Origin of the sequence: Sphingomonas sp. GC_Shp_5, assembly GCF_026540855.1 — a bacterium.
Classification (GTDB): Bacteria; Pseudomonadota; Alphaproteobacteria; order Sphingomonadales; family Sphingomonadaceae; genus Sphingomonas.
The window spans coordinates 1-20326 of sequence record NZ_JALNUP010000027.1 but is presented as its reverse complement, the minus strand read 5'-3'; the positions used below and the strand labels follow the sequence as shown (position 1 = coordinate 20326).

Genomic DNA, 20326 nt, shown 5'->3' with positions numbered 1-20326 from the left:
TCCAACACCAGCAATGCAGCGACGCGCGAGCGAACGGCTCGTGCGGAGGGAGATCCTATGCTCACCATCACGACGGGAGGCAGCGTGGCCGGGCGCGGCTCGGTCGATGGCTGAGTGGCTGATCGGCAAGCTGTTGTGGCTCTACTGGCGCGCCAATCGCCCGTTCCTGGTGCGGTTTGCGCCGGCGCTGATCGGCCCCAATCCCGGCAATCCCGACCTTGATCCCGATGGCCGCGCGGTGATCCGCGAGCTTGATCGGCTGCTCGGGCTGATGACCAATGCGGTGTTCATCCAGGCGGCGCTGAGCGTCCTCGCGCTCCCCTTGTGGGTGCCGCGGCGGCTGCCTTACTCGCCTTTCTGGCGGACGCTGCTGTTTCTGCTGGTGCCGGTGTGGAGCCAGGTGGCGCGGATCGGCTTCTGCTTCAGCAGCCGCGCCCGGCGCACGAGGGTGGTGGACCGGATGTTCACGCGGCTCGGCGAGCAGGCCGCGGCGGAGGAGGATCTGCCGATCAAGAGCATCATCGTCGTCGGCGTGGTGAAGACGCTGATCACCGGTGCCTATCTTGACCTCGACGAAACCTGGCGCGGGCTGGACTATGAGCGCTACCAGCAGCGCAGCTGGACGCCGCCGAGCGGCCCGGATCTCGCGCAGCCGGCACGATCGGCGGCGTCCACGCTGCTTGTGGAGCGCCGGGCGCGGCTTGCCGATGTCGCCGCCAAGCCCGCGGGCGTGGTCACCTATCTGGTGATCGGATCGGGCGCGGGCGGCTCGACCGCGGCCTATTTCATCCAGCAGGCGGACCCGTCGGCGCGGATCGTGATGGTCGAATCGGGGCCGCTGGTGGCCAATGACGAGCTCCCCGATCACCTGATGCAGGCGGCGTCGACGATCTACATGAATGGCGGCTTCACGCTGTCTGCCGACCAATGCTCCACCTTTGTCCAAGCCCGCACCGTCGGCGGCGGCACGCTGGTCAACAATGCGGTGGCGTGGAAGCCAGCGGGCTTCTGGTGGGATGAGGTGCTGGTCAAGCGCTGGGAGCGGTTCGGCGTGTCGCTCGATTGGCCGCGGCTCAACCGCAGCTACGATGCGATGCTCGCGCTGATCCATGCCGGCCCGGCGAGGCCGGTGGTGATGGCGCCGATGGCCGAAACGCTGCGCGATGGGTTTGCGCGCACCGGCCATCAGGCGGTGGACGTGACCATCAACACGCTCAACTGCATCGGCTGCGGGCGCTGCAACTCGGGCTGCCGCTATGCCGCCAAGTAATCGATGAACGAGACCACGCTGCCCGCGGTGGTAAAGGCGGGCGGGCTGCTGGTGCCCGACGCGCATGTGCTCAAGCTCGAGCTCGAGGGGCCGCCAGGCGCGCAGCGTTGCCGGGGTGCGCATGTCGTCGACGGCGACGGCACCGGCGATTGGTGGAAGCCGACAAGATCGTGCTCGCCGCCGGCGCCTTCGCCTCCACCAAGATCCTGCGCCGCAGCGGCTTTTCCGGCGCGCTGCCCGGGGTGCGCACCGTCGGCAAGCGCTTTTCGGGCAACATGGGGACGCCGGTGTTCGGCGAATTCCCGACCGACCAATATGGCGCGCGCGGCATCCAGGTGGGCTATGCGATCGAGATGCCGCGCGAGCGGATGGTGATCGAGACCGCGTTCGGCCCGCCCGCGACGATCGGCATGGAAGCGGCGCAATGGGGTAGCGCCTTCATGGGCCTGCTCAACAACTACAACCGGATCGCGGTGGCGGTGCCGGTGATCGGCGCCAACGCCTACGGCAGCATCAACGCCGATTGGTCGGCGAGCGGCTACACCATCTCCTACAAGCTCGACGACGACGACTGGTATCGGCTGACATTGGGCATGAAGGCGGCGGGCAAGGCGATGTTCGCGGCGGGCGCCACCCGTGTCGGCTCGAGCCGGTTCGATGCAAGAGGGGCAACCTGCGCGGACGATCTCGACGCCTATTTCGGCGCGGTCGGCCCGCTGCAATATCTCAAGATCACCACCGCGCACCTGCAGGGCGGCAACGTCCTCCACGCCAGCCCGGCCCAGGGCGTGGTCGACATGGAGATGCGGGTCCACGGCATCGACCGGCTGTGGATCACCGATGCCAGCATCATCCCGTCGCCGATCACGGTGAACCTGCAGATGACGGTGATGGCGCTCGCCCATTACGCCGCGCCGGGCATCGTCGCGAGCCCGTAGCGGGCGAACAGCCAGCCAGCGAGCACCCGGCGCGGACTGAGCGCCGAGCAACAACGATCGGGGACACGTCATGAGAATACTCGTCACCGGCAGTACGGGATTGATCGGCTCGCGCACCGTGCGCAAGCTGCTCGCGGCCGGCCATGAGGTGCGCTGCCTGATCCGTTCGGATCGTCGCCGTGCGCGGCTCGACGGCCTGCCGGTCGAGCAGGTGCGCGGCGATCTGCGCGATCCCGCCAGCCTGGCGCGCGCCGCCGCCGGGTGCGAGGCGTGCGTCCATCTCGCCGGGGTGAGCGGCTGGGACCATATCGCCGATCCCGCGATCCACGACACCATCCATGCCGGCACCGTGAGGTTGCTCGATGCGGTGCAGGCGGCCGGGCTGCGGCGGTTCGTCTATGTGTCGTCGGCGGCGGCGATCGACGGCACGGCGCGGCCGGTGATGCTCGACGAGACCAGCCGGTTCACGCTGGAGCGGTCGGGGCTGGTCTACGCGCTCGCCAAACATGCTGCCGAGCAGGCGGTGATCGCCCGCAACGGCCAGGGCTTCGAGACGCTGATCGTCAACCCGGCCGAAACCTATGGCGCCGAGGACGACGACTGGATCACCGCGGGCAGCGTGCGCGACATCCTGCGTGGCTGGCCGGCGCTGGCGACGGTGGGCGGCACCTCGGTGGTCCATGTCGACGATGTCGCCGACGGCATTGCCCGCGCGATCGATCGCGGCCTGCCCGGCGAGCGCTACATCCTCGGCGGCGACAATCTCACCATCGCGCAGCTCGTGCGCTTGACCCTCGATCTCGCCGGGATCAGGCGCCCCGTGGTCGTCGTCCCCTTCGCGGCGTTGCGCGCGGCGGTGGCGGTGTGCCGGCTGCTGCGGATCACGCCACCCGTCGAACCCGGCGTCCTCGGCTATCTGCGCCGCTACTGGTTTGTCGATTCGGGCAAGGCCCGGGCGGCGCTCGGCTATCGGCCGCGCGGCGCGCGCGAGACGATGGCGCCGGTGGTGCGATGGGTGCGCGATCAGATGGCTATCCCCGCCGCTTCGGTCCGCACCACCGCGCTGGCGCCACGCGTCGATCCTGTCGTCAGCGGCATTGTCCGGTGATGCCGGGTCCTGCCGCCGAGATCGCCGACGGCACGACGCTCGCCGACCTGCTCGGCGCCCGTGCCGCGCGCCCGGGCCGGGGCGGCTTCCGCTATCTGGCCGATCGTAGCGGCGGCGACGATCGGTTGCTGGATCTTGTCACGCTTGACCGCCGCGCGCGTCATCTGGCGCTACACCTCCTCGCCCATGCCGATCGGGGCGACCGGGTGTTGCTCTGCTATCCGCCGGGGCTCGACTTCATCATCGGCTTCTTCGCGGCGGCGATCGCCGGCCTGATCGGCGTGCCCGTCGCCTGCCCACGGACATTGCCGATCCGGCCCGAGGAGTTCGTCGGTGCAGCGGCGGCGATCGGCGACTGCACGCCCCGGCTGGCGTTGACCACTGCGGCGGTGCTCGCCGCGCTTCCTGCTGGCGCCCTCGACGCCGGCCCACGCTGGATCGCGACCGACCTGATCGGGGAGGGCGCCACCGAACCGCTGCCGGCGCCCGCGCTCGATGATCTCGCCTATCTCCAATATACCTCTGGTTCGACCAGCGCCCCCAAGGGCGTGATGATCAGCCATGGCAACGTGATGGCGAACCTTGCGGCGAGCCAGGCGATGCTGCCCACCGTGCCGGAGGGCGGCTCCACTGGGCTGAGCTGGCTGCCGCATTATCATGACATGGGGCTGGTCGGTGGGCTGCTGACCGGGATCTATGGCGACCTTCCCGTCGTCCTCATGTCGCCCTTCGCCTTTCTCAGCCGGCCGATCCGCTGGTTACGCGCGATCTCCGACCATCGCGCGACGTGGAGCGGCGGCCCCAATTTTGCCTATGAACTCTGCTGCCGCCAGATCCGACCCCAAGAGATTGCCGGACTCGATCTCAGCCGTTGGGCGCTTGCGGTCAACGGTGCCGAGCCGGTGCGGCGATCCACCATCGACCGGTTCAGCGATACCTTCGCGCCCGCCGGCTTCCGCCGCGAGGCGATGTCCCCCTTCTACGGGTTGGCGGAGCATGTGGTGTTCGCGAGCGGCGCTGCCCCCGCCGCGCCACCAACCTGGGTGCGCGGGCCTGGCGTCAACGGTGGCCGCAAGCCCGGCTGGTATGCCGGCTGTGGTGCGCCCGCCGCCGGTCATGCGATCGCGATCGTCGACCCGGACACACGGATGCGTGCCGCCGGATCAGCGGCGGGCGAGATCTGGCTGTCGGGGCCGAGCGTGGCGCAAGGCTATTGGGGACGAGCCGACGACAGCGACGAGGTGTTCCGCGCGACGCTGGCGAGCGACGGCGCCACGACCTGGCTGCGCACCGGCGATGCCGGGTTCATCGCCGACGGCGAGCTTGTGGTGACCGGGCGGATCAAGGACATGGTGATCATCGCCGGCACCAATCATGCGCCGCAGGATATCGAAGCCATCGCTGAGGCAGCTCATCCGGCGATCCGTACCGGCCATGTCGTTGCTTTCGCGGTCGGCGACGTCACGGACCGGCTGGTGATCGCCGCGGAGATCTTCGGCGAGCGCGCGGGCGGCCGAACCGACGAAGTGATCGCCGCGATCAGGGCGGCAGTGGCCGGCGCTCAGGGCATCACCGTCGGTGCGGTGATGCTGCTGCGTGGACGGTCGCTCCCCAAGACCTCCAGCGGCAAGATCAAGCGGAGCGCGGTGCGCAACGCCTGGATCGCGCAGCGCAGCGAGGGCGTCGTCGCCGAATGGCCGATACGGAGGCCGCGGCCGATCGTCGCCGCGGTCGCTGCCATGCCGGATCCCGGCCAGCTGGTCGCCTGCGTGGTGCGCGAGATCCGGCTGCTGCTCGACGATCCCGATCTTGTCGTCGACCTGGAAGCGCCGGTGCATCGGCTGGGGCTCGGCTCGCTCGAGTTGGCCGACCTGAAGGGGCGGATCGAGGAGGAGCTGGGCCTCGACGTCCCGCTCGCCCGATTGCTCCAGGGATGCAGTATTGCCGACATGGTCGCCGACCTCGATGGGCCGCCGGTTCGCCGCGGACGCAGCGGCGGTGATCGCCATCCATGGGAGCGCTACGTCAATCCGGTGGTCGGCGGGCTGCTGCGCCGCTTTCGCCTCGACGAGCCGTTCGTGCGCGGCGAGGGACATTGGCTGGTGCGTGCCGACGGCAGCAGGATATTGGATGGCATCGCGGGCTATGGCGCGCTGCCGTTCGGGCACAATCCGCCGGCGATCTGGGCCGCCCTGGACCGCGTACGCGTCGCCGCCGAGCCGAGCCTGATCCAGCCGGCGATGAACGATGCCGCGGGCGAACTGGCGCAGGCGCTGCTCGCGGTCGCGCCGCCCGGCTTGCGCCACGTCACCTTCGTCAACAGCGGCGCCGAGGCGACCGAGGTCGCGCTGAAGCTGGCGCGGGCCGCCACCGGCCGCCGCGCGTTCCTGTCGACCGCCAACGGCTTTCACGGCAAGACGCTCGGCGCGCTGTCAGTAACCGGGAGACCGGCGTTCCAAGCGCCGTTCGGCGCGCCGGTGCTCGACGTTGGCTATGTGGCCTATGGCGATATCGGATCGTTGCGGGCGGCATTGGTTGATCACCCCGATCGTTATGCCGGGCTGCTGGTCGAGCCGATCCAAGGAGAGGGCGGGATCGTCGAGCCGCCGGCCGGCTACCTTGCCGCAGCCGCCGAGCTGTGCCGCGCGCATGGCGTCAAGCTGATCGTCGACGAGGTGCAGACCGGGCTTGGCCGCACCGGTGCGCTGTTTGCCTGCGCCGCCGAGGACGTCCGTCCCGATATCCTGCTGGTTGCCAAGGCACTCGGCGGAGGCCTTGTGCCGATCGGTGCGGTGCTGTGCACCGCCGACAGCTACACCGAGGATTTCGCCCGCCATCACAGCTCTACCTTCGCGGGCAATACGCTGGCCTGCAGGGTCGGGCTGGCGTCGCTGGCGCTGCTTACCGCCGACCATGGGCGGCTGGTAGAAGAGGTGGCGCTGCGCGGCGCGCGGCTGCGTGAGCAATTGGCCCTCGTCGTCGATCGCTATCCCACCGTGCTGCGCGCGGTGCGCGGGCGTGGGCTGCTGCTCGGGATCCAACTGACCCGGGACCGGGCCGGGTTCGGGCACCATTCGCTGCTCGGCGTGCTCGCCGAACAGCAGGCGCTCGCCCCCCTGGTGGCGAGCTACCTGCTCAACGTCGCGCAGCTTCGCGTCGCGCCGACCTTGCTCGGCAGCGACGTGCTCCGCATCGAGCCGCCGCTGACGCTGGAGGAGGCGGAAATCCCGCTGATCGTCGCTGCGATCGAGCAGGCAGTCCGTCACCTTGCGGAGGACGATGCCGCCGCGCTGGTCAATCATCTCCTCAACAAGCCGCGGACCGTGATCCCGTCACCGGCGCCACGCGCCGCACCTGCGATCCGCCGCACCGCCACGGTGGGTCCGCGCTGGGGGTTCCTCGCGCATCCGATGACTGCCGCGAGCTACGCCGATCTCGACGCGTCGCTCGCCTGCTTCTCCGTGGGAGAGCTTGGCGAATTGGCAGAGCGGATCGGCAGCGCGGTCGATCCGTTCGTCGCGGGCGAGATCGAGATCGTCGGCGCCGGCGTTTCGGCACCGGGCCAGTTCGTCGTCGTGCCGTGGACGGCGGCGGCGCTGCACGGCCATCGCAGCGCCGGGCTGAGCGCGATCCGCGCCGGGGCGGCGCTGGCGCGGGCGAACGGCGCGCAGGTGATCGGCCTCGGCGGTTATGTGTCGATCGCCAGCAACGGCGGCCTCGATCTCGCCGACGGCGGCGTGTCGCTGACGACCGGCAACAGCTATACCGCCATTGCCGCCGTCGAGGCCGTGGAGGCGGCCTGCGACCGGCTCGACATTGCGCTCGGCGAAGCCGAGACGGCGATCGTCGGCGGTGGCGGATCGGTCGGGCTGGGCCTTACCTATCTCATGGCGGAGCGCGCCGGGCGGCTGGTGCTGATCGGCAATCCCGCGCACCCCGAGGCGAGCCTGAGGGGGCTGCGCCGATCGCTGGAAGCGGCGGTCGCCGCGATCATCGCCGAGCGCCATCATGGCGGCGGCGCGCTCGCCCGTCGGGCGATCGCCTTTCACGATCGCACCGGCAGCGACCCGGCGACCGTCGCGGCGTGGCTGATCGCGCAGGGCGATTGTGTGTTGTCGGTGAGCATGGCGCGCGCGCTCGCCGACAGCCAATTGGTGCTCACCGCCACCTCCAGCCCCGACCTGTTGATCGATCCCGAAGCATTCCGGGCTGGCGCGATCGTCTGCGACGTGTCGCAGCCGCGCAATCTCGCCGGCAGCATTGCGGCCGAGCGAGACGACGTGCTGGTGCTCGACGGCGGGCTGGTGGCGGTGCCGGGGCGGGTGGATCTCGGCTGGCGCTTCGGCCTGCCGCCGGGCGTCGCCTTCGCCTGCATGTGCGAGCCGATGATCCTGGCGCTCGAGGGCCGGTTCGACGCCGCGCCGCGGGGGCTTGGGGTGCCGCTCGATTACCTTCGGGCGCTGCGCGGCTGGGGGCTACGCCACGGCTTCCGTCTCGCCGAGCTCCGCAGCTTCGGCCGCGTGCTGGGCGATGGCGATTGGCGGCGGATGCGCGCCGCTGTCGCCCCCATCATCTCACCGACCCGCGACAGGGGACAGCATGCCGAACGCCCTTAATCTCGACGGAATTGCCCTAACGCGTGATCAGGGACGCTGGCGGCGCGTCGCGGAGAAGCTCGCCGCCGAGGTGCTGCGTCCCAACGCCCCCGAAACGGATCGCAGCGGCGTGTTTCCCGCGGCCAACATCGAGGCGCTGAAGAAATCCGGTCTGCTTGGGTTGCTGATCCCCACCTCGCTCGGCGGCGGCGGCGGCGACGTCGCTACCGCGATACTGGTCACCGAGGCGCTCGCCAAGGGCTGCATCTCCACCGCGATGATCTACACCATGCACCAGTCGACGCTGATGCTGATGGTCGCGCTCGCGACGCCGGAACAGGCCGAGCGATTCCTCGCGCCGATCGCGCGCGGCGAGTTGTTCGGCGCCTTTGCGATGAGCGAGCCGGGATCGGGCAATCGGATCTGGCACATGGACAGCCACGCGGTGGCGGATGGCGACACGTTCGTGATCGACTCGTTCAAGTCGTTCTGCACCTCGGCAGGCCATGCCGATTTCTACTTGGTGCCGACCCGCGGCAGCGCCGACGGCGGTGCCACCGATCTCAGCCTGTTCTGGATCGATGGCGACGAGCCGGGAATCGAGCCCAAGGGCGAGTGGGACGGCATGGGGCTGCGCGGCAACGGCAGCCGACCGCTCCATTTCAACAAATGCCGGGTGCCGGCGAAAAACGCTTCGGCGACGAGACCGCCGGCTTTTCGTTCATGATGGCCTATTCGCTGCCCGTCTATTTGGTCGGAATCGCGACCTGCTACCTCGGCCTTGCCCAGGAGGCGTTCGACGCCGCAATCGCTCATGTGAAGGGGCGGGTGCATTCTGATACCAACCGCAGCCTGGCGACGGTGGAGACGGTGCAGCGCTACGCCGCCGAAATGAAGTGCCGGATCGATGCGGTGCGCGCCGCGATCCTGCGCGTCGCCCAGATGTCGGACAATGCGACGGTGCTGTTCGACGAGTTCAACAATGCCGGGTTGCTCGACGAGATCATCCGCGACAATCCCGACGACCCCTATTTCGTCGAGCTCGCGCAATTGAAGATCATCGCCAGCGAGATGGCGGTGCAGGTTTCGCACACCGCCCTGCAGATCTGCGGCGGCCAGGGCTACAAGCGCGGCCACGCGGTCGAGCGTTGCTATCGCGACGCCCGCGCCGGCTCGCTGATGGGGCCATCCGACGACACGCTCAAGGTGATCATGGGCAATCAGCTGCTCGGTACGCCGCAGCCATGGGCATGATCGCCGCGCCACTACCATCGGGAGGAAGTATGACGATCACGGCACAGACGATCATCGATCGCAGCCTTGCCTATTGGCTGTACGACTTTGAGGCTCGGTTCAACGACAACCCGCGTGTCGCCAAGCTGACCGCGGGCTGGGACCGGCGTCTGGTGGTCGAGCCTACCGATGGCGGGCCGACGCACACGCTCACCGTCGCCGACGCGCGGCTGATCGACGTCCGCGAGGGTGGTATCGAGCCAGGCGGCGACGAGCGGCTGGTGACGATGAGCGCCGACGAACGGACGCTGATCGAGATCTTCTCAGGGACGACCAATCCGTCCACCGCGCTGATCGACGGCCAGCTCGAGGTCTATTCCGATCCGCGCGACAAGGTGAAGCTCGAGGCGCTCGCCCTCGTGATATGGGGGCTGTAGCGTGACCGGCCGGCCAGCAAGGCTCAGCGAGTGGCTGTTCTATGTCGCCGTCGGCGCGGGGATGGCGATCAGCAACGCCGCCTTCGCGATGGTGTCGGGCCTGTTCGCGCTGGTGCCCGGCGGGCTTGCGCTGCTGGCGCTGGCGCTTGCCGCCGCGATCTGCGTGATCATCGCGCTGTCGATCGGCGAACTCGCGAGCATGTGGCCCTCGGCGCCTGCCGTGCTGACCTATTTCCGCGCGGCCTTCGGTCATCGCGCTGCGCTGGCGCTGATCCACCTCTACCTGTTGTTCGTGGTGTTGGTCGCGGGCGTGGAGAGCTACAGCTTTGCGGTCGCGGTGCACGCCGTGGTGCCGCAGATGCCGACGGCGATGACGATCCTGCTGCTGTTGTCGGCGGTGGTGCTGGTCAATCTGCGCGGACTGGCGCTGTCTAGACGAGCACAGATCGTCACCGCCTTTGCCGCCATGGCGCTGCTCATAGGCTTTGGGGCGGCTGGCGTGGGGCAGGGAGAAACGGCGCTGCTGGCGGTGCCGGCCGGCACGGCGTGGGGCCGGCTGCCGGGCACGGTGGCGCTGGCGGTGTTCATCTACACCGGCTTTGAATGGGTCACCCCCGTCGGCCTGTCGCGCGACGCCTATGCGCGCCGCGTGCCCGTGTCGATGCTCCTGGCGCTCGGCGCGCTGTTCGTGACGTATGGCCTGTTCGTCGCCGGCCTTGGCGCGACAATCCCTGCGCCGACGATCGCCGCGTCGGCGACGCCGCAGGTGCTGCTGTTTGGCTCCCTTGGCGGGAACATCGGCCTGGTCTTTGCCTTGCTGCTCGCGTTCGGGGCGATCTTCTCCACCTTCAACGCAGGGATCCTCGGCGGCGCGCAGCTCCTCCAGGCGATGGCCCGCGAGCGGACCCTGCCACATTGAGTAGGTCGAACGGACCTCGCCACCGGCGCGCCGGTCGGCGCTGTGCTGCTGCTGGGCGGGCTGGCAACGATCTCGTCGTTTGCGCTGGCCGCGTTCGATCTCTACCTGATCATCGGTCTGATCGCCTCAGCGATCATCTGCCTGATCTACGCCTGCTATATCGGGGCGGTGGAGCAGCTTCGGCGGGTACGGCCCGATTATCCGCGACCCTTCCGCTCGGGTGTGCCGACCCCGCTGCGCCGCGCGACCATGGTGCTGATGCCGTTGATCGGCATCGCCTCGCTTGTCTCCATGCCCGATCTCGCGCGGCCCATCGCCGTCGGCGTGGCGGGAATCGCGCTGCTGGTGGCGGTGCTGACCGGTTATTCCGAGCGGCTGCGCGACGAACCGCGCGGGCGCGCTGATCCACGGAGAGAGGCGGCGTGATAGCGGCGGCGCTCCTCACCAGGCCCGCACCGCTATGGCGTGCGCGCCTGCTGCTTGCCGAGGACATGCTGGGCGATACGGCCGCGGCGGTTGATCACAGTTGCCTGACGCCAGACGCCGTCGAGCTTTGGCTGTTTGCGCTTGATGAACCCGGCTTCTCGGCCACCGGCAGGCCACCCCGCCAGGAGGAGGCGCAGCGACGGCTGCGCGAAGTGCTGGGCAGCATGCTGAACTGCCCGGCAGAAGCGGTGGAGCTGATCATCGGCGCACGCGGCAAGCCCGCGCTTCGCGCGTCCGGCACCCCGCCGCTGTTCTTCAATATGAGCCGAAGTGACCGCTTCGTGTTGATCGCGGTCGGGGGATGCGAGCTCGGCGTCGACATCGAGCGTGTCGTGCCACGGGTATTGCATCGCGACGGGCTGGGTGACGATCTCGATCCGATCGAGCGGCTGCGGCGATGGACGCGGCGAGAGGCGGTGGCCAAGGCGATCGGGATAGGGCTGACCGCGCGTTTCCGGTTGCCACTCCGCCAGCCGATCGGGTCGGTGCAATATGGCGGAACATTATGGGCGTGGCGCGACCTTGCGCTGCCGCCCGCCTGCCGCGTGGTCGCGGCGCTCGCGGTGCGCCAAGTGGAGCCGGCGCGATGTGGATGAAGCAGCCGTTGGTGCAGCGCATTGTCGGCCGCAATCGCCTGCTGCGGCGGTCCGCGATCGGGCTGCTCTCGGCGATCGAAACTGCGGCGATGCGCGGCCACAAGCGGGACGAGGTGATGGCGTTGATCCGCGGCAGCCGCCGTGGGCGGGAGTCGCTACTGACCGCCAACGAGCATTTTACGCTGTTCAGCATCGCCCGCGCGCAGGCGGTGCTCGCCGGGGAGATGGCTGAGTTCGGCGTCTTCGAGGGGAGTTCGGCGACGATCATCGCCACCGCGGCGCCGCACCGTACGCTCCATCTGTTCGATACCTTCGCGGGGCTGCCGGAACCCGGCGCCGGCGAGCAGGCGGTGTTCCGCAAGGGGCAGTTCGGCACCAGCCTTCATCGGGTCCGCCGACGGCTGGCCGGCCATGACAATCTCGCCTTCCACGTCGGCGCCTTTCCCGGCTCGACCGCTGGGCTGGATCACCTCCGCTTCAGCTTCGTCAATCTCGATGTCGATCTGTACGACAGCACGCTGGCGGGGTTGACCTATTTCTACCCGCGGATGGTGCCCGGCGGGATCATCGTTAGCCATGATTTCTCGATCCTGCCCGGCGTGGAACGCGCGTTTGCCGATTTCCTTGCCGGTCGTCCCGAGCGGGCGATCGAGCTGCCGAGCACTCAGGCGATGATCGTCTGCCGCGGCGGATTGGAGAAAGCAGCATGACGCTGGTGCTGATCATCCTCGGCGTGGCGGTCGCGGCCCTATTGGCATGGCTGGCGCTCAGCCAATGGTATGTGGCGCAACGACGCGATTACGAGTGCGCGCTGATCGCCTATCTTGCCAAGATCTACGCCCGGTTCGGGATCGCCGCAGATCCGGCAGGCTTCGAGCGCGACTGGCTGGATGTCGGCGGGGGGATCTGCCTGGCGCTGTACATCCTGCGCGGCAAACCCGACGCGCCGGTCTACGTGTTCATGCCCGGAACCGCCGTTTACGCGCAGCTCTACGCGCAACTGCTCGTCGATCTTCACGGCCATGGCTACACAATCGTCGCCTACGATCCGCGCGGGCATGGCCGCAGCGGCGGCAGGCGCGGCCTGTTCACCATTCCGCAAATGATCGCCGACGGCCGCAAGGTGGCGGCCTATGCGCATCAGCGGTTTGGCAAAAAGGTCGTCTTCTCCGGCAGCAGCCAGGGCGGCGTGGTCTCGATGTACGTCGCGGCAACCAGGGATCCCCATATCGCCACCGTGGTGTGCCACAACATCGCCTGGCTGGACGGCAACACCATCCGGCAGATCGCGATCCTGAAACCGCCGTTGTTCGTGGTGCCCTTGCTATGCTGGCTGTTCACGGCGATGCGCGCCTGGTCGCTGCCGGTGAACTGGTATCTTCCGTTCAACAAGCTCAAGCTGCCGGGTGGCGGCGGTGGTGCGCTGGCGCTGATGGCGCAGGATCCGCTCGCCACCCTGGCCTATAGCCTCGGCGCGATCTCGACGCTCGCCAAATGTCCGCCAGCCGATCCGTTCGCGCAAATCGCCATGCCGCTGATGCTGATCTCGTCAACCGGCGACGAGGTGTTTCCGCCAGCCTATGAGCAGCATCTGTTCGACCGGCTGACGTGCCCGAAGCATTTTCTGCTGCTGGGCGATCTGCCGCACCTGATGATCCTCAAGCCCCCGCCCGAGCTGATCAAGGGCATCCTCGCCTGGGTCGAAGTCCATGCCCCTTGATCGCGACTGCCCACCGGTTTCCCGGCCAGAAAGGACGCCAGCCATGAGCCTTCGCTATTCAGCCGTTGCCATCATCGCCGGGATCGTGGTGCTGCTCGCGTTCGTGCTGTCCAAGTCGTTGCTGGTCGGGCAATTCTGGTTTCATGGCGTGGACCATTGGCTGGCGTTGTTTCGGCCTTATCCCGATTGGGGTAGTGGTGCAGAGCTTTATGGGGGCCTGCTGCCCTCCAAATGGCTCGGCACCCGGTCGCTTGGCGCCGCCATCGGGATGTTTGCGGCGCTGGCTACCGGCTTCAGCGTGCGCGCCTATCGGCTGGCCGCGCTGGTCGCCTGCGAGGCGGCAGCGATCGAGCTGCTCGATGCGCTGTGGCTGACGATCGGGGAGCAGCAGGGCTGGATCACCGCGGCGACGAACCAGGCGATCGTCACCGATCTGTGCTGGGCCGTGCTGCTACTGGCGGCGGCATGGCTGTTGTGGGGGAGGGACGAACCCGCGCCGCTCTCGCGCCCCGCCAAGACCACGTTGCCCCTCTCGTCGCTGGCGCGGTTACTCGACCGCTACTTCATCTATCTCTGCTACGCGGTGGCGCTGGTCTATGCGGGCATGAAACTGTTGTTCGCTTATTGGTGGTGGTTCGACAGCATCGGCTTCTGGCTCGCCGCGTTCCGGCCATTTCCCGATTGGGGGTCGGGCGCCGACCTGTTCGGCGCCTTGCTGCCGGCGCGGATGATCGGCAACCGCAACCTGGCGTTCGGCCTCTTCATCCTGTTCGCGCTCTGGTATGCGGTGCGCCGCCACGATCACCGGCTGCTCGCCATCCTGCTGCTGCAGGGCGCGGTGATCGAGCTGTTCGACGGCTTCTGGCTCGCCAATGGCAAGTACAACATGCTGTGGGTAGGCCAGAACACCGATTTCTTCATGAACGGCGGCTTCATCTGGGTCGCCGATCTGATGCTCGCCGGGGTCTATATCCTCAGCCGCGATCGGCCTCATCAGCCGGCTGAGCTGGTGATTTAGACAGGCGTTGGATCAGGAGAAGCCGACCACCGCGTGCGGCACGTATGGCGCCTCGAGGGTTGCGATCTCGTCGTCGCTGAGCACCAGATCGAGCGCGGCGAACGCGTCGTCGAGATGACCGGGCTTCGACGCGCCGACGATTGGCGCGCTGATCTCGGGCTTGGCGAGCACCCAGGCGAGCGCCACCTGCGCCCGCGGCACGCCGCGCCCCTCGGCGACCTTGGCCACCGCCTCGACCACCTGGCGGTCGGCATCGGCGGTATGCGCGTACAGCGTCTGGCCGAACTGGTCGCTCTGCGATCGCTCGGTTGCTTCGTCCCACGGCCGCGTCAGCCGCCCGCGCGCGAGCGGGCTCCACGGGATCACGCCGATCCCTTCGGCATCGCACAGCGGCAGCATCTCGCGCTCTTCCTCGCGGTACAGCAGGTTGACGTAATCCTGCATGGTCGCAAACCGCGTCCATCCATTCGCCTCGGCGACGTGGAGCATGGTCGCGAACTGCCAGGCGAACATCGACGACGCACCGATGTACCGCGCCTTACCCGCCTTGACGACATCGTGAAGCGCTTCCAGCGTCTCCTCGATCGGCACCTCGGGATCGAAGCGGTGGATCTGGTAGAGATCGACATGATCGGTGCCGAGTCGGCGCAGCGAATGGTCGATCTCCTGCAGGATCGCCTTGCGGCTGAGCCCGGCGCCATTGGGTCCGGGATGCATGCGACCATGGACCTTGGTCGCGATCACCACCTCGTCCCGCCGGGTGAATTCCTTGAGCGCGCGGCCGACGATCTCTTCCGAGGTGCCGTCCGAATAGACGTTGGCGGTGTCGAAGAAGTTGATCCCGGCCTCGACCGCCTGGCGGATCAGCGGGCGGCTGCGCTCCTCGTCGAGCGTCCAGGGGTGCGGCCCCCGCTCGGGCACGCCATAGGTCATGCAGCCGAGGCACAGGCGCGAGACATCGAGGCCGGTACGGCCGAGCTTCACATAGTCCATCGATCGTCTCCTGGTCCGGCGCGCGGCCGGGCATTGCCGTTTCGAAGGTCCATTACCGCCGGCCGGAGACATGGTTCCCCCGGGTGGCGGCGATCGGTGTTCGGCCCCGGCTGGCGCGTTTAGCCGTGCGGCAACGCCTCGAGCCGCTTGCGGCCATGCGCAAGCACCGCCCGGTGATAGGCGCCCCGTGCGTGAGGCGCCGCCGGCGCGCGGTCGGCGATCCCCAGCCACGCCAGCGCCTCCGCCGCGCGCGACCCCGGCTCGCGCGCGATCCGGGCAAGCTCTGTGTCGAACGGCGCGAAATAGGCGGGCTCGCCTTGCCAGTCGACCAACGCCGCATGAGCCTGGTCGATCGACCATCCGCGGCGATGGATGCGCAGGTCGACCAGCGCGCGGCCGACGCGGAACAGCAGCCAGTGACAATGGCCGAGCATCGTCTCGGGGGAGGCGAACAGGCCCCAGCTGGCCGCGAGCTGTTCGGCATAGATGCTCCAGCCTTCGACGAACGCCGCCGCATAAGTGAGCCGCAGCGGGTGCGGCGGTTCGAGCGCTTCGATGCCGAGCTGGATCATGTGCCCGGGCAGCAGTTCATGAGTGACGACACTGTCGAGCGTCCACTGCGGCCGGCGGCGGATCTGCTTGAGATCGACGATATAGGCGCCGGGCCGGTCACGAGCCGGCACCTCGCGGTAGCCGCCCTTGCCGGCCGCGATCTCGGCTGCGCTGAGGCTGCGGACGGCGACGTCGAAGCAGAAGGCAGGTGCTTTGGGAAAGGCCCGCAGCGACGCCGTGCGGGCCCGCACGAGCGTGGCGGTCATGTCGGCCAGCGCGGCCCGGCGTCCGGCGTCGTCGTCCGGATAGAGCCAGCGTTCGTTCTGCCAGAGCTCGCTGAAGCGGCTGCCGATGCCGCCGCTTGGCAAACCAAGTTGCGCGAACAGGCCTGTCGCTTTGGCCGAGAGCCGATCGAGTTCGCGCGCGAGCCGTTGCTCGGCCCAGTCGGGGTCGACACCGGTGCCGAGCGAGCGCTGCAGCCGGAGCGAGTAATCGTCGGGCGTTCGCGCCAGCGCCGCGTCGATCGCAAGCCCGGCGCGTGCGCTGGCGACGTCGAGCCGCAGCCCCGGCGGGAGCCGCGCCGGATCGAGCTGCTCGAGCATCTGCAGCCCTGCGACAGGCGTGGCGGCGGCGGCGGCGGCGTCGAGCAGGCCGCGCGCGTCGGCGGGCGCGCCGGCCGCGTCGGCTGCACCGGCCGCTTCTGCCGGCAGGCACAGCGCGGTGCCGAGCCCGGCCAGCAGCGCCCGCCGATCGACCGTCACGGCAGCGGCACCCGGTTGTTGAGCAGGGTGACTTCCGCCGCCGAGTCGGGCAGCGCGACCTGCACCGCCAGCTGTCGCCGATCGGCACCGGCGGGAATGGTCAGCCGCACCGTGGCGGTCTTTGCCAGCAGATCGAGCGGCGCGGCCAGCGACGGCAGCGGCGCGCTGGCGATCACCCTGGTGCCTTCCATCAAGTGCACGAAGCCGCCGCCGGTGGGCTTGGCACCGAGGCTGTGGACGGTGACCGCGACCCGGCGGCGGACCACCGTCACGTCGTCGCGTCCGACGCCGAGGTCGGCACGCTGGTCGACCGGCGTGGTTGCCTGGACAAGGGCGAGATCGATCACGGTGGTGGTGTGCGGCGCGAAGCTCACCGGCAGACCGGCGCTGCGTTCGAGCGACGCCATGACAGGATTGCCCTGCGGCTGCAGCGTCTTGCCCTCGTCGACGCTGGTCGCGGTGGAGACCCGCCACTGCCCCGCGGTGACGTTCCAGGTCGAGAGGATCACCGGCTGCGGGCTATCGCCGACGTTGTAGGCGACCACGCGGATCTTGTCGGTCGTCGCGCCGGGCACCAGGATCGCGACCTGCTCGGCGCCACCCGGCTCGGCGAACCGCCAACTGACGGCGTTGGCGGGCCAGTGCTGGTTGCGGCGCAGCGCGATTGCGCCGAGCCGCTCACGCTGCAGGATCTCGTTGGGCTGGTCGACCCGATCCGACCACCAATGGCCCTCGGTGTACATATATTCGTGCGCGGCCTTGTCGGCAATCGCGGCGCCATGGAGCTCGGCGAGCGGCGCCGTGTCGCCGCTGGCTGCCCAGGCGGCGTAGCGGGCGAAGGCGTCGTCACTGCCGCCCTTGCCAAGCGTCGCGCGCCACTGTCGGCCTTCGGGCAGCAGATCGAACACATTGTCGTCGATCTCCGCCAGCGCGGCCGGTCCCGCCTTGGCGACCCGCGCCTCGAGCGGGCGCAGATATTTGCCGTCGCCCGTGAAATGCCAGGCGCTCCAGGCGACCTGGATCGGGGTGGTCGCGCCGCCGCCGTCGCCGGCCCGCTCGGCATCAGTCCGCCAGTTGATCTCGTTGGGAAAGCTCCACGCGCCTTTGGCGTCCTGCTTGCCATGCGCCAACCAGCCGTCGACCACGCCGGTGACCAGCCCGCGCGCGATCGAATTGCCGTTGTAGAGGCCGACCAGCGTCGGGCCGTGGAGGACGGTGAAGGCATAAGGCTTTTGCCAGCTCCACGGATCGTCGCGATAGATCTTGCGGCCGCCGTACCAGCTCGAGGCGAAGTGGAGATGGCCTGCAGGGTTGGGCAGGATGACGCGGGTAAGGGCCCGCGTGTTGTCCATCAGCCGCTCGACCGCGCGCGGTTCGCCCCAGTTGAGGTAGAGCCGCTCGGCGTTAATGTTGAGCCCTTCCTCATAGGCGTGAAGCTCGTCGGTGGTGACGTAGCCGAGCCCGTCGACGATCATCCCGTTCTTGTAGACCGCATCGGACAGCGCCCGCAGCGAGGCGTTGATCTTGTCGGGTTCGACGCCCATCAACGCGAGGCCCGGCCATTGCTGGGTGAGATCGACATCATCGGAGATGCCGCCGCCGAAATCGCCGAACGGCACCTGGCGATGGTCGATCCACCACTCGACGAACCGGCGGGTGAGCTTGAGATCCTCGAGCTGGCGGAACGCCCATAAGGGTACGCCGGGTGGCGGCGTCGGCTGGGGCACGGCGGGCAAATTCTCGGGCCGGTAATTGATGTCGGCCCAATAGGCGCGACCCTGGACGTGATCGGGGTCGACCCGGAGCAGATCGGACGCGTCGGCGTACAGCCGCGCATAGAGCGCCGCGCGCTTCGAGGCCGTATGCTCCTCGACGAGGAATCCCCAATTGTCGCGGACCTGGTTGAAGCGATCGGCGACATGCTCCTTCGCGGCTTCGCCACGCGGCTTGAAGACGAGCCGGATGCGCGCGCCGTCGAGGCTGCGGGCGTCGAAGTCGGGCGCCGCCGAAGCGACCGTCAGATACAGGCTGTCCTGCGAGAGGATGCGGTCGCGCAGGTCGAGCCACAGCGTCCGCGCTTCGCCGGGGCGGACGGAGACCGAGATGTCGATCATGTCGCGGCCCGGCCAGATCGGATCCTTGACCCGGATGTTGAGCGGGACCAGCCCGCGGGCGTCGGGTTTCACCGTCAGCGCGGGCAGGTCGATGGCGATGCCATCGAGGCCGTCGTGAATGTTCTGCCAGCCATAATCCCAGGCACGGGCGACCGGTTGATCCGGCGCGGCATCGCCGAAGCTTGCGGGGATCAGGACGTGGACGATGGGCGCGGCATGATCGGCGCGCGTCACCTTGCCGGTGGCACCGGCTGCCGCCGCGCCGACCGCGGCCTTGAGCCCTGCCGATGGCAGCGCGACGACGGTGCTGCGCTCTTCGGGCGGGTGACGGCCGGCGATAAAGGCGTTGAGCGGTGCGAGTGCGGCCTGGCTCGGCGCGACATCGGCGCGCACGGTGTAATCGAGCTTGAAGCTGCCCGCCGGCTCGGTACCGGCGGCGACGTCATAGGCCCAGATCTCCTGGATCGGCTGTTCCTGCATGACGTTGGTGAAGCTCAGCGTCCCGCCGGTGCGCGCGGCGAACTGATCGACGCTGCGCACGACACCGCGGGGCCGGCTCGCGAGCGTGACCGGCCTGGTGCCATCGGACCCGGCCAGCGTGCCATAAGCCGCACCGCGGAGCTCGACGCGGTTGACGCGTTCGCCCGGCGGGATCGTCAGGTCGTAACGCTTGCCGCCCTCGACATAGGTGTTCCAGTCGGGCAGCTCGAAATAGTCGTCGCGGCCCGGCAGCCGCGAGCGGTTGTAGACGCCCGGCCAGGTCGTCTCCGCAATGCCGTCGACGCCCTTCCACATCCACGCCTTGAGATCCTTGGCGTCGGCGAACTCGACCTTGCGGATGCGGGTGACGGGCGCATCGAGCAGCGGCGGGTCGGTGCGATCCCAGCCGTAGCGATGCAGCCAGGCCGCACGGCGGCCGGCCTCTTCGGCAGCCAATCCGGCAGCAGGTGCAGCGCCAGGCTCGCGCTTGTCGGCCAGCGCCGCCATGTCCGCGGGGGCGAGCAGGCGATCGTAGACGCGGATTTCGTCGAGGTCGGAGCCGCGCATGAAATTGTAGCGGCTCTGCACCTGATGCGGCGAGAGCACGCGGCCGGCCATGCCGAACTGATCGAGCCCGCTGTCGAGGTCGGCCCGCTGGTCGCGACGGGCGACTTCGCGGCCATCGACGAACAGTTGCACGCCACGGGTCTCGTCCCAGCCGAAGGCGATGTGATGCCAGGCGCGGGGATCGGGCAGATCGGGCATTCGCCACGACACCCGCAGCCGCGACAGATTGGCGTCGGTGACAAAGGCATCGAAGCCGTGGCCGTTCCAGTCGATGCGCAGGAACGCCATGTCCCAGCTCGAATGATCGGCGAAGCCGGCGCGGAAGATCACGAAGGGCGCCTCGCCGACCGGCTGGCGCGCGCGCCAGAAGAAGGCGAGGGTGCCGCGCTGGCTGAGCATGTTGCCCGCCGCCTGCCAGGCGACATAGCCATCGTCTTCCCAGCGCGCCGCACCGCCGATCGCGCCGTCCGGCACCACCGAAACGTTGCTGCGGAAGTTCGGCACCGGATCGCCCCCGGCAACATCGGCCGTGAGGCTCT

General features: G+C 68.8%; 16 protein-coding genes. 13 read left to right on the top strand and 3 right to left on the bottom strand.

Annotation, left to right across the window (positions count from 1 at the left end):
- The first annotated feature begins 106 nt into the window (after positions 1–106).
- The 13 genes from OXR60_RS17165 (at position 107) to OXR60_RS17105 (ending at position 14320) form a co-directional block, all read left to right on the top strand.
- On the top strand, positions 107–1270 hold the full coding sequence (locus tag OXR60_RS17165) for a GMC family oxidoreductase N-terminal domain-containing protein (RefSeq protein ID WP_267397178.1): 1164 nt from the start codon (positions 107–109) through the stop codon (positions 1268–1270).
- A gap of 152 nt (positions 1271–1422) precedes the next feature.
- Positions 1423–2208, top strand: a complete 786-nt coding sequence (locus OXR60_RS20045; RefSeq protein WP_267397177.1) for a GMC oxidoreductase — start codon at positions 1423–1425, stop codon at positions 2206–2208.
- Between the two features lie 70 nt (positions 2209–2278).
- Complete coding sequence (locus tag OXR60_RS17155; RefSeq protein ID WP_267397176.1) at positions 2279–3316, top strand: NAD-dependent epimerase/dehydratase family protein; 1038 nt, start codon at positions 2279–2281, stop codon at positions 3314–3316.
- Entirely contained in the window at positions 3316–7932 is a 4617-nt protein-coding gene (locus OXR60_RS17150; protein ID WP_267397175.1) for an aminotransferase class III-fold pyridoxal phosphate-dependent enzyme, read from the top strand. Before OXR60_RS17155 ends, OXR60_RS17150 begins: the two co-directional genes overlap by 1 nt.
- Complete coding sequence (locus OXR60_RS17145) at positions 7916–8638, top strand: acyl-CoA dehydrogenase family protein (RefSeq protein WP_267397174.1); 723 nt, start codon at positions 7916–7918, stop codon at positions 8636–8638. The genes OXR60_RS17150 and OXR60_RS17145 overlap by 17 nt, the downstream gene beginning before the upstream one ends.
- Entirely contained in the window at positions 8635–9165 is a 531-nt protein-coding gene (locus OXR60_RS17140) for an acyl-CoA dehydrogenase family protein (protein WP_267397173.1), read from the top strand. The genes OXR60_RS17145 and OXR60_RS17140 overlap by 4 nt, the downstream gene beginning before the upstream one ends.
- Before the next feature lie 29 nt (positions 9166–9194).
- Complete coding sequence (locus OXR60_RS17135; protein WP_267397172.1) at positions 9195–9581, top strand: SCP2 sterol-binding domain-containing protein; 387 nt, start codon at positions 9195–9197, stop codon at positions 9579–9581.
- 1 nt (position 9582) lies between these two features.
- Complete coding sequence (locus OXR60_RS17130) at positions 9583–10500, top strand: amino acid permease (RefSeq protein WP_267397171.1); 918 nt, start codon at positions 9583–9585, stop codon at positions 10498–10500.
- A 42-nt stretch (positions 10501–10542) separates the two neighbouring features.
- Positions 10543–10926, top strand: a complete 384-nt coding sequence (locus OXR60_RS17125; RefSeq protein WP_267397170.1) for a hypothetical protein — start codon at positions 10543–10545, stop codon at positions 10924–10926.
- A complete protein-coding gene (locus tag OXR60_RS17120; RefSeq protein ID WP_267397169.1) occupies positions 10923–11582 on the top strand; it encodes a hypothetical protein in 660 nt (219 codons plus the stop codon). Before OXR60_RS17125 ends, OXR60_RS17120 begins: the two co-directional genes overlap by 4 nt.
- Positions 11579–12292, top strand: coding sequence for a TylF/MycF/NovP-related O-methyltransferase (locus OXR60_RS17115; RefSeq protein WP_267397168.1), 714 nt, complete (start codon positions 11579–11581; stop codon positions 12290–12292). Before OXR60_RS17120 ends, OXR60_RS17115 begins: the two co-directional genes overlap by 4 nt.
- Positions 12289–13302, top strand: a complete 1014-nt coding sequence (locus OXR60_RS17110) for an alpha/beta hydrolase (protein ID WP_267397167.1) — start codon at positions 12289–12291, stop codon at positions 13300–13302. The genes OXR60_RS17115 and OXR60_RS17110 overlap by 4 nt, the downstream gene beginning before the upstream one ends.
- Positions 13303–13345: 43 nt before the next feature.
- Complete coding sequence (locus tag OXR60_RS17105) at positions 13346–14320, top strand: hypothetical protein (protein WP_267397166.1); 975 nt, start codon at positions 13346–13348, stop codon at positions 14318–14320.
- A gap of 12 nt (positions 14321–14332) precedes the next feature.
- Here OXR60_RS17105 and OXR60_RS17100 read toward each other — a convergent pair whose 3' ends face one another.
- From OXR60_RS17100 to OXR60_RS17090, 3 genes are all read right to left on the bottom strand, one after another.
- Positions 14333–15313 carry an aldo/keto reductase gene (locus OXR60_RS17100; protein WP_267397165.1) on the bottom strand — a complete coding sequence of 327 codons (981 nt, stop codon included), beginning with the start codon at positions 15311–15313 and terminating at the stop codon, positions 14333–14335.
- Between the two features lie 119 nt (positions 15314–15432).
- Positions 15433–16626 (bottom strand): DUF885 family protein, encoded by a 1194-nt coding sequence (locus tag OXR60_RS17095; RefSeq protein WP_267397164.1) that lies wholly within the window; start codon positions 16624–16626, stop codon positions 15433–15435.
- The coding region (locus OXR60_RS17090) for a LamG-like jellyroll fold domain-containing protein (protein ID WP_267397163.1) at positions 16623–20326 on the bottom strand (3704 nt) is incomplete at its 5' end. The genes OXR60_RS17095 and OXR60_RS17090, both read right to left, overlap by 4 nt.

Excerpts from the sequence above, each read along its gene's own strand:
- OXR60_RS17165 (WP_267397178.1), top strand. The coding sequence starts at position 107 with ATGGCTGAGTGGCTGATCGGCAAGCTGTTGTGGCTCTACTGGCGCGCC.
- OXR60_RS17155 (WP_267397176.1), top strand. The coding sequence starts at position 2,279 with ATGAGAATACTCGTCACCGGCAGTACGGGATTGATCGGCTCGCGCACC.
- OXR60_RS17150 (WP_267397175.1), top strand. The coding sequence starts at position 3,316 with ATGCCGGGTCCTGCCGCCGAGATCGCCGACGGCACGACGCTCGCCGAC.
- OXR60_RS17145 (WP_267397174.1), top strand. The coding sequence starts at position 7,916 with ATGCCGAACGCCCTTAATCTCGACGGAATTGCCCTAACGCGTGATCAG.
- OXR60_RS17140 (WP_267397173.1), top strand. The coding sequence starts at position 8,635 with ATGATGGCCTATTCGCTGCCCGTCTATTTGGTCGGAATCGCGACCTGC.
- OXR60_RS17135 (WP_267397172.1), top strand. The coding sequence starts at position 9,195 with ATGACGATCACGGCACAGACGATCATCGATCGCAGCCTTGCCTATTGG.
- OXR60_RS17115 (WP_267397168.1), top strand. The coding sequence starts at position 11,579 with ATGAAGCAGCCGTTGGTGCAGCGCATTGTCGGCCGCAATCGCCTGCTG.
- OXR60_RS17110 (WP_267397167.1), top strand. The coding sequence starts at position 12,289 with ATGACGCTGGTGCTGATCATCCTCGGCGTGGCGGTCGCGGCCCTATTG.
- OXR60_RS17105 (WP_267397166.1), top strand. The coding sequence starts at position 13,346 with ATGAGCCTTCGCTATTCAGCCGTTGCCATCATCGCCGGGATCGTGGTG.
- OXR60_RS17100 (WP_267397165.1), bottom strand. The coding sequence starts at position 15,313 with ATGGACTATGTGAAGCTCGGCCGTACCGGCCTCGATGTCTCGCGCCTG.